Annotated in this window: 12 protein-coding genes; 5 read left to right on the forward strand and 7 right to left on the reverse strand. The window is 43.3% G+C overall.

What is annotated here, in order from left to right:
* Positions 1-571: energy-coupling factor transporter transmembrane component T family protein (locus B2899_RS01645; RefSeq protein ID WP_286883552.1), on the forward strand; the 571-nt coding region annotated here is incomplete at its 5' end.
* Between the two features lie 10 nt (positions 572-581).
* Positions 582-1403, forward strand: coding sequence for an energy-coupling factor ABC transporter ATP-binding protein (locus tag B2899_RS01650; protein WP_286883554.1), 822 nt, complete (start codon positions 582-584; stop codon positions 1401-1403).
* Here B2899_RS01650 and nikR read toward each other — a convergent pair.
* The 3 genes from nikR to B2899_RS01665 all read right to left on the reverse strand — a co-directional run bounded on the left by nikR (position 1395) and on the right by B2899_RS01665 (position 3358).
* Entirely contained in the window at positions 1395-1820 is a 426-nt protein-coding gene (gene nikR / locus B2899_RS01655) for a nickel-responsive transcriptional regulator NikR (protein ID WP_146809645.1), read from the reverse strand. The genes B2899_RS01650 and nikR overlap by 9 nt on opposite strands.
* A 353-nt stretch (positions 1821-2173) precedes the next feature.
* Positions 2174-2950, reverse strand: coding sequence for a TatD family hydrolase (locus B2899_RS01660; protein ID WP_286883557.1), 777 nt, complete (start codon positions 2948-2950; stop codon positions 2174-2176).
* Between the two features lie 3 nt (positions 2951-2953).
* On the reverse strand, positions 2954-3358 hold the full coding sequence (locus B2899_RS01665) for a DUF2203 domain-containing protein (protein WP_146809647.1): 405 nt from the start codon (positions 3356-3358) through the stop codon (positions 2954-2956).
* A 260-nt stretch (positions 3359-3618) separates the two neighbouring features.
* On the opposite strand from B2899_RS01665, the gene B2899_RS01670 reads away from it, so the two are divergent.
* Positions 3619-5559, forward strand: coding sequence for a sigma-54-dependent Fis family transcriptional regulator (locus tag B2899_RS01670; protein ID WP_286883559.1), 1941 nt, complete (start codon positions 3619-3621; stop codon positions 5557-5559).
* A gap of 324 nt (positions 5560-5883) precedes the next feature.
* On the opposite strand, the gene B2899_RS01675 is transcribed toward B2899_RS01670, so the two are convergent.
* From B2899_RS01675 to B2899_RS01685, 3 genes are read right to left on the reverse strand one after another with little or no spacing between them, the layout of a single operon-like run.
* The gene (locus B2899_RS01675) at positions 5884-7077 is read right to left on the reverse strand and encodes a Ger(x)C family spore germination protein (protein ID WP_286883561.1); all 1194 of its coding nucleotides are present in this window, start codon (positions 7075-7077) and stop codon (positions 5884-5886) included.
* Between the two features lie 19 nt (positions 7078-7096).
* A complete protein-coding gene (locus B2899_RS01680; protein ID WP_286883562.1) occupies positions 7097-8206 on the reverse strand; it encodes a GerAB/ArcD/ProY family transporter in 1110 nt (369 codons plus the stop codon).
* Between the two features lie 36 nt (positions 8207-8242).
* Entirely contained in the window at positions 8243-9865 is a 1623-nt protein-coding gene (locus B2899_RS01685) for a spore germination protein (protein WP_170230212.1), read from the reverse strand.
* A gap of 430 nt (positions 9866-10295) precedes the next feature.
* Between B2899_RS01685 and B2899_RS01690 the strand changes: the two genes are divergently transcribed.
* Complete coding sequence (locus B2899_RS01690; protein WP_286883564.1) at positions 10296-11225, forward strand: RecB family exonuclease; 930 nt, start codon at positions 10296-10298, stop codon at positions 11223-11225.
* Positions 11226-11288: 63 nt separating this feature from the next.
* On the opposite strand, the gene B2899_RS01695 is transcribed toward B2899_RS01690, so the two are convergent.
* Complete coding sequence (locus B2899_RS01695) at positions 11289-12965, reverse strand: ABC1 kinase family protein (protein WP_286883566.1); 1677 nt, start codon at positions 12963-12965, stop codon at positions 11289-11291.
* 369 nt (positions 12966-13334) lie between these two features.
* On the opposite strand from B2899_RS01695, the gene B2899_RS01700 reads away from it, so the two are divergent.
* A complete protein-coding gene (locus B2899_RS01700; RefSeq protein WP_146809654.1) occupies positions 13335-14099 on the forward strand; it encodes an NRDE family protein in 765 nt (254 codons plus the stop codon).
* Positions 14100-14162: the final 63 nt, after the last annotated feature.

The following is a 14162-nucleotide window of genomic DNA, read 5'->3' on the forward strand; positions in this document are numbered from 1 at the left end:
ATGGGAAAGAGTGCGTTTGATTATTCCTTTTTTTGCATTTTCCCTTGTATTCTTCGCCATCTACGAACAGGGGATAGAGTATGAATTATTCCCGTGGTTATCTGTATCTTTATATGGTTTTGAAAAAGCACTTATTTATTCAGGTCGTCTTCTCTTTACAGTACAAATTTTAACCTTGATGTTTTATAAGTTGCCTATTCCGATTTTTTTTCAATCTTTGATTCAACTAAAAGTTCCTACTATTTTTGTCGAGCTGCTGTTATTCACCCTTCGATATATGGAAGTGTTTAGAGCAGAAGCAAAAAGTATGCTCAAAAGCCTCAAAAGCAGAGGATTTCGAGTATCCCAATGGTTCTCCTTGCATAACTATTTGACCCTTTCTAAATTGCTTGGCTCCTTATTTGTGCGTTCATTTAACCGGTCAGAAAGGGTGTACATTGGGATGCTATCTCGCGGATATAAAGGGATGATCCCTATGAAGAAGACGGAAGACTTCAATCCAAACGATAAATGGAAAGCACTCGTATGGGTTGTACCTGTGATCAGTTTATTTATTTGGGATAAATGGTAGGAGGCATAAGATGAAAGAGCTTATTGAGTTTAACAACGTAAGCTACCAATATCAAGGGAATCGATATGCGCTAAAAGATATTTCACTTGATATTAAAGAAAATCGGAAAACAGCGATTGTGGGAGCCAATGGAGCTGGAAAATCCACCATGGTGCTGCATATGAATGGACTGTTCCTTCCTAGTTCTGGGGAAGTTTTCTTTAGAGGCCAGTCAGTGGGGAAAAAGAATCGTGAGACGATGGTGGATCGTGTCGGACTCGTGTTTCAAGACCCCGATGATCAGATCATTTCGATGAATGTCCGAGACGATATTGCGTTCGGTCCGACCCAACGCGGGCTGCCGATGGATGAAATTGAGAAACGGACGGAACAAGCCATGAATTTGCTAGGCATTTCTCATCTAGCAGACCGTAATCCGAATGAACTGAGTTATGGACAAAAAAAGTTAGTGGCGATTGCTGGTGTAATCGCTATGGATACGGATGTAATCATTTTGGATGAACCGATGGCGTTTTTAGATCCAAAAGGAAAGCAAGAGATTCAAAGAATAATGGATATGCTGACACAAAAGGGAAAAACCGTCATTATTACCACTCATGACATGCAACTTGTTGCTGAATGGGCAGATGACGTCATCGTTATGAAGGAAGGTTCTTGTCTAGGGAAAATGTCACCCAAACAACTATTTTCTAATTTGTCGTTGTTGGAAGACGCAAAACTTAACCTTCCTCCCATAGCTCAACTTATTTCGGCTGTTTGGGATGGACAACCCTTACAGATGCCTATTCGGATCGAGGAAGCCAAGGCTTGGCTAAAAGAAAAACTAAGCTAAGGTATCCTCGACTGGGGCTACCGTAAACTTTCCATATTTAACTCCTTTAATGCTAATTAATTGATCACTGAACTTCCGTAACTCACCCGATTTACCTTTAACGACAATCAGCTCTAAACAATTATGATGATCTAAATGGAAATGTGTCGTTGCCATAATCGCATGATGCATATCATGCTGGATGTTTATGAGCTCCTGAAGAACGTCAGTATGATGGTGGTCATAAAATAATAAGATGCTGCCAGCCACATATTGTTCATCATCTTTCCAAGATTGCTTCACTAAGGCATCACGAACCATATCACGGACCGCTTCTGAGCGATTTTCATACCCTTTCGAGCTGATCATTTGATCAAATTCTTTCAATAACTTTTCATCCATGGAAACTCCAAAACGTTTTAAAGTGGACTTTGACAATATGGCCACCTCCATTTCTTCTTGTGTATTTTCTAATTATAATATTTATATAAATACGATGAAAAGATTCTGGGAAAAGTTTTTCTCCAGAAGAAGCTGCTCCTATCTACGATCAGGCCGCATAATAAAGATGTTCTCCTGGTTCACCTCCAAGGTATAAAAATGTTCATAAACTCATCGTGTTTTTTTCGTTTTGGGAGTACCTGAAATTTTTACCCTGATGGGCATGTGGCGCTACCCCAACAATAAAAAGCAAGGATGAATAGTTTACATAAAAATATTATGTTATACAGATGCCCGCACAAGAAAAGCTCTCTTCGGATTAGAGAGCTTTTCCCATTGTTGTATTGAATTTATTCACCAAGTTGCCCATACAAATTCTGTACTGCCTGCGAACTCGCAGCTGCGGCTTCTTCCGGTAATATGCCATGCAATTTCGCCACTGCGGCTATAGATTTGCGTAAGAAGAGGGGAGTGGTCATTTTTCCGGCAAACGGACCATGATGCGGCCATGGTCCATCCGTCTCAAGCAACAAGTGCGAAAGCGGTACCCGCCGTGCCAGTCTCCGATCGCGTTCCCGATAGCAAACCTCCGGTGTTACCGAAATATAATAACCATGCTCTATGATTCTATCCACTACCTCATCCGGCGCTTTCAACCAGTGAAAGTGCGCTTTGCGAACACCATGCAGAAGCAAAACATTAACTGCCAGCGCTGCCTTGTCATGTACGGCATGCAGCACCAGCGGCAAATCCAACTTCACTGAAAGCAACGCAAATTCCGCCAGCAATTCTCGGTACGCGGCCAGCTCCCGCACCGCTTCCAAATTATAATGAGGCAATCCCACTTCACCGACCGCATTAATCATTTTCCGTTCTTTATACAGCAAAGAGATAAGCTCATCCAATTCGCCGGGGCAGGGGAGAGGTTGCTCCGGATGATATCCGACGGCCGCATAGATAAACTCCGGATACCGCTGCTTCAGCTCCAGCGTTCGGTATGCGGAAGCAAGGTTCATCGAAACGGCCACCACCCCCGCAATGCCGTCCTCCCGCCACCCGGATACAAGTTTGTCTACTTCATCCATCGGATATCTATCCAGATGAATATGGCTATCCATTAACTGCATCGTCTAATCCAGCTTCTTTCTCCCCGCAAACCCGTCATATAATCCATGATAATGCGTAATCTTTTCCTCGCCTTCCCGCCAGCACAGCAGCACTTCTTCACCATTAATTACCGCCGGAAAATCCACCAGTCCCGGGTCGATCTCTTTCAGCTGGGCACCCTGGCTTTGAATGTTGTTGACATGCATCTGCGCCTGTATTTCCAGAAACTCCAGGCTTCCTTCCATTTTAAAAATATACTCGTCCTGCGTATCCGTAACGGCCTGCTGCTCCTGCCGTTTTTTGTATGTGGTCAACTCAAGGTATTTCTGCCGAAATTCGTTGCGGATGTTCTGCAGCATTTCAATCTCCCGGCGAATTGCCGGCAGCAGTTCGTTGGCTTCTTTAACAGTAAAGAAATGTTTCTGCATCGCCGCCACCTCCTTTTGTTTATTATACTAAAAAAGACAAACTTATTTGTACTATCTAAATTATTGTAATCTATATTAATAAGCTTCAGTAAAGACAGCATCTACACGGAAAATGCCCCAGAAGAGAAGCAACAAGAAAAGATAAAGCCTGATTCGATCATGCTCGCTTCTTTTCTTTCTTGAAAACAATTGTTTCATCCCATACAATAATTGCAGCTAAAAGCAACAATAACGATGCTAAAATAAACAAGGAGGCGAATATGGCACGTATATTACTCATCGCTCCTTATCCGGGATTGAAGGAGCTATTTATCGAAATTACACAGGAGACAGGAAAAAAAGTCGAAATTGAAATCGGTGAGTTAACAAAAGGGCTGGCTATTGCCAGAGAACGGGAAAAAGAAGGGTGGGACGCTATTATTAGTCATGGCACTACCGCCCGTCTGCTGCAGCAGCACTGTCACATCCCTGTCGTAGAAGTTCGCTCCTCAGGCTATGATATGCTTCGTACACTCATGCTTTTAAAGGGATTTCCGGGAAAAATCGGAGTTGTAGGCTCCCATGGCTTCATACAAGGAGCAGAAACTGTAGGAACACTGCTGGATATGGACTTGTCGTTCTTCCTCACAGAAAAGGAGGAAGATAATGAAACAGTACTCCAACAGGCTGCGGTCCAAGGAGTACAGACAATCATTAGTGAGGTTATCAGTCAGGTCGATGCGGCGAATTATGGATTACATACCTTTAGCGTTGTTCCCGGCAGAGAAGCGGTCATCGAGGCAATCAATGAGGCGGAACGTATCAGCACGTATACCGCCCGTGAAAAAGCAACTCATTTCTTATATGAAAATATTTTTCGCGGATACGAAGACGGAATTGTTGCGATTGATGCAAAAAGAAACAAAATGATTGCGAACAAGAAAGCGGAAGTTCTCCTTGGCATCGAAGCGGAATTGAATTCAGAAAATACAGGGGAAGCTACTACGTTGTGCTTTCAGTTTGACGATATCGTAATACAGGGACAACTATCCACCGAAGAAATATGCAACATATCTGGAAAGGAAATCCTTGTCAAAAAACGGGTGATTATTGATAAAGATGAAGTTGTCGGCGCTTTTGCCATCCTGAAAGAGATAGATGAACTAAAACGAACGGAAAGCCGGTTGCGCCGCATAGTGTATGGACCGAAACGGGCTCAAACACGCTTTACCGACCTCATTGCCACAACAGAGGAAATGAAATCCCAGATCGAAACGGCCCGCTTATTCAGCAAGTATGAGACACCCGTACTTATCTACGGAGAGCCGGGTGTCGGAAAACAAAGTCTTGCCGAAGCAATCCATAATGACAGCCCGCGGCGCGACCGCCCATTCCTCATATTGGACTGCGGGACGCTTTGCGATAGCGATCTGCAAACGGACCTGTTTGGAGAGGATGGGGCAGAACTATTCAACACGGCCCGGGGCGGAACCATTTATCTATCCTCCATAGAAAAACTTTCACCAGACGTACAGGATAAACTCATTCATCTCCTGCAGGAAGCGAAAAAGAAACAGGCGGGCAATCCGGAACTTTCGCCGTTTTTCCCCAGGATTATCGCCTCAAATTCCCGTGAACTGCAGTTTGAGATCAAAAGAGGGCGATTTCGGAAAGAACTATACCGCATGTTAAGTGGCGGTACGCTTCGTATTCCTTCGCTGCGCGAACGAAAAGCGGACATCCCCGAATTGGTCCGCTGGTTTATCGCTTCCTTCAACATGAGAGAAGGCAAGCAAATCGTCGGTGTGCGCCCTGAAGTTATGGCACAACTAACGGAAGCGCCGTGGCCTGAAAACGTTAGGCAGCTTAAATCTACGGTAGAAAAGCTCTGCCAGACCGGACGCGGTATGTTTATTGAAGCGGCAGAGGCGGAAGATATTCTGCGGGAACTGTTCACTGTACCGGAACCATCTTTGGAAGCAGAAGAAGAGACATCTGGTCAGACGAGCGCAAAACCGGAGATAAGCAGAAAACCGTCCTCAAATAGAGAACACACGGAAAGCAATGCGTTCAGCATCCAAATCGAAAACAAAACGCTAGAGGAATTAGAAGCGGAAATTATCATGCGCGTGCTTGAAGAAGAACACAACAACCAGTCTCAGGCCGCCAAACGTCTTGGAATCAACCGGACTACACTCTGGCGAAAAATCAATAAGGCATAAACTTCAAATCTTTACTGTGAACGGAACGGAGCCGGCTTTTGCTCCGTTTTTTTGTGCGGGATTTTAACTTTACAAAGAAACACACCTAAACAAGATTCAATTTGCAACATAATGATTAAAAATTAAACAAAAATATATAGAGCATGCATTTGTTTTCAATTGTATAGTTCTATTTTTGAACAATAATGATTCATAAATAAACATTACGGCGGTTGTCTCTATGGATACGATTTGTTCATATTGCGTATGGCGTTTAAAGAAAAATCCTAAAGCAACACTTTCAGCCGCAACCCCGGCATGAAAATCAAAAGAAGTCTTACGATTCTATTTGTTCTTTTTCAATGTTATAAAGGTCTTTAGCACATTCCCGATGTTGCGGATTTTTAAGTTTACATTAATGTCGACAGTCCATTGTTCAAAAAACTGCTCTGGATGTTCACGTATTTGTTCGTACATCCCGGGGTGGTTTTTGAGTCTTGAAGTTAAGCGGAATATATCGTCTTTGTACTTCTTTGTCAGTTTTTTTGCAGTCCTCTGCAATTGTTCTTCCAACATATTTGAATAAAGCTGTTCCATTCGTCTGATTTGCTCCGGGCTATCGAAAGAAGCAATATCAGAACATTGGTACTCCGTTAGCTCCGTTTCCAGCTCAATCTGGAATGTAATATGAGGCTTGCGATTTTTTATGGCAGGACGAATTTTACTGTTTCCTGCAAGAACCTGTAATGCTGCTTTCCCCTGGGAGCAAGAAAAGTGTAAGAGTCCCCTTTCGATTTCCCCGTACAACATGGAAAGGTTTTGGATATCGCTTTTGGACAGAATCCCGACCTTCTTTGCGTTCTGAAAAACAGTCCCTTGATTAATAACGATCTGTCCTTTTTTATTTAAAGAAGCCGTGAGCACCACGAAAGGAGTGTTGTTACGAATGTTTTCGCTAATGATACCCAAATTCGATTCAGGCAGTAACAGTGTCTGTTGAACACTGTCTGCAATACTCGCAATGTGCAGGGAAGGGGTCGGTTCCGCTGTGCTCGGCACTGTGAAGTATTCAATGAGCGGTCTGGTTGTTGCAATAATCTCTGTTTGACGCCGCATTTGAGGAAAGCGAATGAAAAAGTCGAATAGCTCATGGATCCCTTTCTTTGATAATTTTTCTCCAAGGACAATGAGTTGCAAGTGAGATAAAAGAGGAAAGCGTTCACTTTGCGTAATGATTTGCTGGATTCCTTCTGTAATGGATGGAGTTTGAATGATAAAATTTGTATAACCTGCTGATTGTTGTTGTTTTTGCATCGCTGCCTGACTACTGGAGCCGGCAGTTTCCACTACCTGTACGATAATCTGATACATGCGCACTTCTTTTCCTGCGAAATCAGATGGAGGAAGTTCATCGATACCAAGCCCCACGACAAGCGCTCTTTTCTCCAATTCTCTATAATCCCAGCACCCTGCAAGCAGAATACTTGAAAAGAGTAGCATGACAATTGCTGATAAAACGTTTTTGTTCCATCGTTTCATAATACAACCTTCTTCTTTCTTAATTTTTTGGAAGAAGTCCCAGTTTTCGCCGTACAAATACACAAGTCAAGAGAAGGACGGGATAACCGGTGAGCAAGAACAAACCGCAAGCACCTGTTACTTTGGTCCAGCGTTCCATTTGCATCAAATTATCCGGGAGCATAGACAAAATAAAGATGAATGGGAGCGACAACATCATCCACCATCGCAATGAGATCCTCGGGAATGTGTTGTTGAGTGCAAAAGCCGTTGAGAAAAAAGTGATGAGATGAGTCGTATAGGCTAAAGGGAGCCACAAAATAATGAGCAATAGTTCGGCGCGCTCTACAAATCGCGGGACGATTTCAATTATTTTTGCCATCGTGATGACAGGATATGTTTGGGCTATGGCCATATTGGGGCCAAGTGTTACGAGTGTTCCCAACACAACAAAGGTATAAAAGATACCGGCTGTCCCAATACCAATAGCGGTGTGAAAATAGGCTTTTTTCTTTTGGAAGATAAACGGGTAATATAGGAACAAAATTTCATAGCCCAGAAAGGAGTAGGATGTGCTTGGGAGTGATTGAATCACTGGCGTAACTCCTTCCAAAAAAGGGATTCTTAGTTCATGCCAATCAGCTGCTGGATAGGCTAACGAGAAAAAGAATATGATCATAAAAATGGAAGTTGGTATTCCTGATTCATTGATACGAACAACTGGCATGAGGCCGTCCCATGAACAGTAAAGAAGAACAAGTAGCATACTGCCAATAATGATTCCCAAAGGCGTAAACGGGAGCATTTCTGTTTTTACTACTTCCGCCATGGTTCTAACTCCAGTAATCGTAAAAAACAAGAAATACACTGCGAGAAATAGATTCAGCAATAATCCGAATGTGCGACCAAAAAGTTTCACATTGTACGTAATGGCTGTATCCTTTGGAAAGATGCTGGCGACTCGCAAGATCAACCATAGCGAGACAAGGGCAATACCTAGCGCCAATATAACGGTTAGCCATGCATCCTCTCGTGCTTTTTCTATTACCCCTCTTGGAAGTGTGATGAAACCAGTTCCAACGATGATACCAAATACGAGAAACACAAGCTGGGTAGGGCTTATCATTAGGGACTCTTCATTTCTGTTCATCGCTTATCCTTCTCCATTTCTCATGATATGATTTGATTATTGGTTATCCTCATCTCCGCTTTGTTTTCCGGATTCCATTGGCAAAGGCTTGCTTCTGGTTTGCTGTAACGGCTTGAGAAATGCGGGACGTTTCGTAAGTTTCTTAAAAGGAAAACGCACGAGCGTGTCTTTCCAATCCGCCAGGCGCATGGGAGAGAGAGGTGCCAAATAAGGAACTCCGAACGAAACGAGACGAGCCGCGTGGGCATGGATGAGGAACAATCCCAATATAAAACCGTATAGTCCTAGAATAGTGCTGCAAAGGAACAAGAAAAAGCGCAGAATTCGGTATGTAATTCCCAATATGTAAACAGGAGCTGCAAACGATGAAATCGCGGTAATTGCAACAATCACAATCGTGACAGGACTTACAAGATTGGCATTGACGGCTGCTTCTCCAATGACCAATCCTCCAATGATGCTGATAGCTTGACCGATGGGTTTAGGCAGTTTGACCCCCGCTTCCCGAAGCAATTCAATCATAACCTCCATAAAGAATATTTCCAGAAAAACTGGCATGGCTACTTTTGTTCGGGCAGCATCCATGGAAATAACCAGTCGTGTAGGAATTAATTCAGGATTAAAGGCGACCAGTGAAAGATACAATCCAGGAAGCATGATGCTGAACACAAGAGAAACAATTCTAACAATACGGATCAAAGTCGCGTATTGCCAGCTGCTGTAATAATCATCAACAGTATTTAGCAGTTGAAAAAACGTGATGGGAAGAATCAGCGCATGAGCCGAATTCGATAGTATGATGGCCACGTTTCCTTCAAGCAAATAGGAACAGGTGACATCCGGTCGCTCTGTTGGACGTATTTGAGGAAATAAGGAAAAGGAATTGTCTTGAATTAACTCCTGCAAATGTACTTGTCCCTTTATGGCATCGGTATCAATGGCAGAAAGGCGCCTTTTCACTTCCTTCACGATACTGGGATTGGTCACGTCTTTAATATAAAATATACCGACCTGGGTTCTATCCCGTTTGGCTATACAAACCACTTCGAAAGTTAAGAGTGGATCGCGCAGATGTTGGCGGATTAATGTAATATTAGTATGGAAATCTTCTACAAAGCTTTCTTTTGGTCCGATCACGCTCTGTTCTGTTTCAGGAGCCTCGATACTGCGTTTTTCCGTTTTTTCTATCCCGACTAGGAGTCCCGCTGCTTCCCCATCAACAAGTAACAGTGCCTTTCCATTACATAATTGTTGAATAGCCGTTTGCCATTCTTCTACTCGCTGTGTGTCGGCCATGCTCGCGATTCGCCATTGAATTTCTTGTAAAAGATCGTGTTTTCCGTTTTCTCTGGATAAAAGTTCCTCCTGTTTGCTTCTATACTCCCGGCGTTCCTGCAGGGGAAGAACAATACACTCATTTAGACGGTTGCTATCGATAAGACTTTGGAAGAAAAACAAGGTGACGCGTCGTTCTATGCAAATAAGGTGTCGAGAGCTGAAATCTGTATTATCTCCTAGTTGCTTTGTAATGTCCTGAATATTTTTTTCTAACGAAGTGTGCAAGGATTGCAAAGCGATAGAGGAGAGCGCCGCTTTCTCCCGTGAAAGCCATTGCTTTGGTTTGTGGCCTTTTTTCCACCCAAAAAGATTCATTTTCATTATTGATATCTTCCTTCTTACCATTATTTCCTCTGGATTTTTTTATTGTTACCGAATGCATGATGAATAATGCAAGGTATAGTGTGATAAGGGTCACCGGTACGACCCCGACATGAAAATTGAGGGGAAGGCCGGCTGACTTTTGTAGTGCGAAGTCGCTTCCCTGCTCTGGACCCAATTCAGCATCCAGGAAGGGATAAACGGATAAAAATTCGAAGAAGGAAGATAAAGAGATGGATATTGGAAGAGAAACTCAGACACAGCAAGGAATCTAGTAACAAAAAATAATGTGTCACGCTCTTTCTTATGTTTACACTTACATGAAAAGGCTTTTATACTAGGAAGAAGCCAGGTTGAGTCTTTGGAAACAATGGTCACCCGGTGTTTGTACAAATCATACCAGCTTATCATCTGAGAGAGGAGGACACTGATGTCATTTCAGATGAATCCATATCCCGAATGGTCCTGGTCCCTGTCGCGCGACCAGATGTTTCACGCCTGTAAACGACAGTATTTCTATCATTATTACGCATCGCACGGCGGCTGGCTCCTGACCGCCGCGCCGGAAGCACAGATCGCCTACCGTTTAAAAAAATTGACCAACTTATACCTTGTACTCGGAGAAGCGGTACATACAGCCGCCCAAAAATTAATCGATCTGCGCGAACGAAGCCAAGCCTATCCGACACAGGACCAAATCGTTACATACATACGCAATACGCTGAATGCGGCCTTTCAGGAGTCTAAGCAACGGGAGAGGTGGTGGGGTTATCCAAAGCAATACACGATGCTTCATGAGATGTATTATGAAGGAGAGCTGCCGCGTGATCGCGTTGACGCTGTAGGCAGCCGCATCTCAGTATGTGCGGAACATCTGCTTGCAAGCGACAGCTGGCAGGAGATTCGCGACAGCGGCGACATTACGGTACTTGAAGTCGAGAAACTGAAAGACTTTATCGTCAACGATGAAAAGATTTACGTGAAGCTTGACGTTCTGTACCGACGCGGCGACGGAACGTATGTCATCACCGACTGGAAAACGGGCAAAGTATCCGAAAAGAACGAGGAGCAGTTGTGGCTCTATGCCCTGTATATCCATGAATATTATGGGGTACCGATCGAACAAATCGAGATACGGACCGAGTATTTATTGGACGGCATCTGCGTACGCAGCACTCCGGATGAAGACAACATCATGATGATTCAACATAAGATTAAAGCCAGCCTGCAGAGCATGAAAAGCTATCTTGACGATACATACTACAATCGGCCGCTGCCGGTCGAACGGTTTGCAGGAGCGGGAGATCCTTCAGTATGCCGATTCTGTAACTTCCGTCAGATTTGTCCGGAAAAACAATAAACGAAAGGAGCGGGGCGTAGAACGATTCATCTGTAATTTGTAAAAGGAAATTGAAACAGAAAATTAAAATCTACCCGATTTATAAATTGCATAAAGCAGCCAGAGAAACATCAAGGAAGCGACTCCAAAGCCCAATTCAATTGCAGGTATTTTCCATAGTAACGTAGATTGTCTGCCTATAGACGATCCAATGATAAGTCCGACCATAATGATACTAAAAGAAAGTAAAACAATACTGAAGGAAAGACGATTACTGATTCTGTCCAATTTCTCCAGCAAAAGATGAAGTTCGGAGATAGTAATTTCTACATGTAGTTTTCCCCGTTGCATTGTGGAGGTGATTTCTCTTATATTTTTAGGTAAATTCGAAATGAATTCCGTATATTCGACTATATAGCTCCAAGCATTCTCTGCAAGATTTTTTGGATGAAAGCGATCCTTTATCAGGCGTTGCCCAAAAGGTTCAGCAACATCCATGATACTAAACTCCGGATCTAATAATTCCACTACGCCTTCAACAGTTAGAATAGCTTTCCCCAGTAGTGTTAAATCCGCAGGGATCTGGATGCGGTGATGAAACGCAACGGTAAATAGATCATTGATAGCTTTGCCCAGGCTAATTTCACTTAAAGGAACACCGTAATATTTGTCCCTTAACTCATCTACCTCTGCTCTTAATAATGCCATATCCGTGTTTACAGGGATTAATCCCATACGAGAAATGGCTTTGATTATCCCATCGGTACTTCCGCGCTTCAAGGAAATAACCAAAGATGAAAAATGGTATTTCATGTCCGGACTTAAACGTCCGACCATACCAAAATCCATCAACACAATCACTTCTCCCGGTAATACCACTACATTCCCCGGATGGGGGTCGCCGTGAAAAAATCCCTCTATTAAAATTTGATGAAAAATCGAATGGGCTAACCTTTCAGCCACTACTTTACGGTTATAGCCTTTCTCTTCCATTTTTTCCAGGTCATTCACTTTTATTCCTTGTATATATTCCATCGTAAGAACTTTTTTAGTTGAGTAATCCCAATACATTTTCGGAATGCGGATCGTGGAATTGCCAATAAATTGATCTGCTATTTTTTCCGCATTGCGCGCTTCTATACTGTAATCTAATTCCGCTCGTAAGGATTTTGAAAATTCTTCGACCATATCTCTTATTTGATATTTCTTCGCCCAATCCATTCGTGATTCCATAAGCCTCGCTAAGTCCTCAAGTATTTCCAAATCGGTTTCAATAATAGACTGAATCTCAGGGCGCTGGATCTTAACCGCAACAGGTTCTTTGGTATGGAGCAGTGCATAATGCACCTGTCCAATGGATGCCGCAGCCAGGGGTGTCTCATGAAATTCGGCAAAGATCTCTTCTATATTTGCCCCTAATTCTGCTTCAATAATTTGACGGACTTGATCAAAGGGAAAAGGAGGGACACAATCTTGTAGTTTTTCTAACTCCTGAATAATATCCGCAGGAATGAGATCGCGACGTGTACTTGCAATTTGACCCATTTTGATGAAGGTTGGTCCCAACTCTTGCAGAAAAGACCGAATTCTCTCCCCGGTTGTTCTGGGAAGCAAATTTGTATCTGCCACCTCCTTTTTTTTAGGTATCGACATGATATCCGTCAAGCCCAATTCCTTTATAATGTAACCAAAACCATTGCGTAAAAATGCACGGATGATTTCTTGATACCGATGAGCATGCTTCATTTTTCTGCCAAACATAGGGAACCTCCTACATCAATCATTATTGTTATTGCCGCTATTTATTTTCGAAATTTGAATTCTTTGACTGTTCATATGGAGGTAGTTGCCCGAATCATTGCCTTTAAGCTTCTCCTAAAACCAAACCTATCTTTTTCATTTTACCTTCCATTTGAGTGAAGTAAATTTTCCGGTTAAAATTGTCATTTTAGAATTAGTTTACCCTAAATCCCGAATAACAACCAGCGACTACTGTACGGCTATGTCCTCATGAGTTGTTTGATGTGGATGCGGCAGGTCCTTCTCTTTGACTTATTTTGAACCCGTAAGAAAAAAGAGTATACTTAAAAAGCAGAGAGTACAATCGACAAAAGAGGAGAGAACAGGATCATGTGCTTGCTCTTATTTGCTTACAAATCCCATCCCGACTATCGACTGGTATTAGCAGCCAATCGGGATGAGTTCTACAAACGTCCGACCGCACCGGCCGCATTTTGGGATGACAGGCCGGACGTGTTAGCTGGACGCGATATGGAGAAAGGGGGAACCTGGATGGGGGTTACCCGCAGCGGAAGATTAGCCGCACTGACCAACTATCGCGACCCGCAGCACAATCGGCCGGACGCTGAATCGCGCGGCTATCTAGTAAGCGACTACTTGACCGGTACGGAGCACCCCGCCGCTTACCTGGAGAAGGTGAGAGGGGAGAAGGAGCGGTATAACGGGTTTAATTTACTGGTGGGGGATACAGAGACTCTGTATTATTATTCTCCTGTGCTGGATGAAATCACAGAGGTAGCTCCCGGCATTCACGGTCTAAGCAACCATGTACTGGACACGCCCTGGCCGAAAGTGCGAAAAGGAACACGGCTTCTCGCGGAAGCGATAAAGAAAGAGAACATACAAGAGAAGGAATTGTTCGACATTCTTTCCGATGCAGAGCAGGCAGAAGATAGCGAACTGCCGGATACGGGAGTAGGAATCGAATGGGAACGGATACTGTCGCCCCTGTTCATTGCCAGTCCGGATTACGGCACACGCTCGATGACCATAGTGACCATAGATAACAATAATAATATTATGTTTACTGAAAAGGCATTGCAGCCGCATACAGGTGAATGGAACCGCGCCCACTTCTCTTTTTCTATCAAATAGTTCTACATGTATGTATAACTACTTGTCATTTCAGTTTGAATTTCACAAAAAACCACCATGGCA

Origin of the sequence: Aneurinibacillus sp. UBA3580 (genome assembly GCF_002375825.1) — a bacterium.
Taxonomy (GTDB): Bacteria; Bacillota; Bacilli; order Aneurinibacillales; family Aneurinibacillaceae; genus Aneurinibacillus; species Aneurinibacillus danicus.

Excerpts from the sequence above, each read along its gene's own strand:
- B2899_RS01650 (WP_286883554.1), top strand. The coding sequence starts at position 582 with ATGAAAGAGCTTATTGAGTTTAACAACGTAAGCTACCAATATCAAGGG.
- B2899_RS01660 (WP_286883557.1), bottom strand. The coding sequence starts at position 2,950 with ATGCAGTTAATGGATAGCCATATTCATCTGGATAGATATCCGATGGAT.
- B2899_RS01665 (WP_146809647.1), bottom strand. The coding sequence starts at position 3,358 with ATGCAGAAACATTTCTTTACTGTTAAAGAAGCCAACGAACTGCTGCCG.
- B2899_RS01670 (WP_286883559.1), top strand. The coding sequence starts at position 3,619 with ATGGCACGTATATTACTCATCGCTCCTTATCCGGGATTGAAGGAGCTA.
- B2899_RS01675 (WP_286883561.1), bottom strand. The coding sequence starts at position 7,077 with ATGAAACGATGGAACAAAAACGTTTTATCAGCAATTGTCATGCTACTC.
- B2899_RS01680 (WP_286883562.1), bottom strand. The coding sequence starts at position 8,206 with ATGAACAGAAATGAAGAGTCCCTAATGATAAGCCCTACCCAGCTTGTG.
- B2899_RS01685 (WP_170230212.1), bottom strand. The coding sequence starts at position 9,865 with ATGAAAATGAATCTTTTTGGGTGGAAAAAAGGCCACAAACCAAAGCAA.
- B2899_RS01690 (WP_286883564.1), top strand. The coding sequence starts at position 10,296 with ATGTCATTTCAGATGAATCCATATCCCGAATGGTCCTGGTCCCTGTCG.
- B2899_RS01695 (WP_286883566.1), bottom strand. The coding sequence starts at position 12,965 with ATGTTTGGCAGAAAAATGAAGCATGCTCATCGGTATCAAGAAATCATC.
- B2899_RS01700 (WP_146809654.1), top strand. The coding sequence starts at position 13,335 with ATGTGCTTGCTCTTATTTGCTTACAAATCCCATCCCGACTATCGACTG.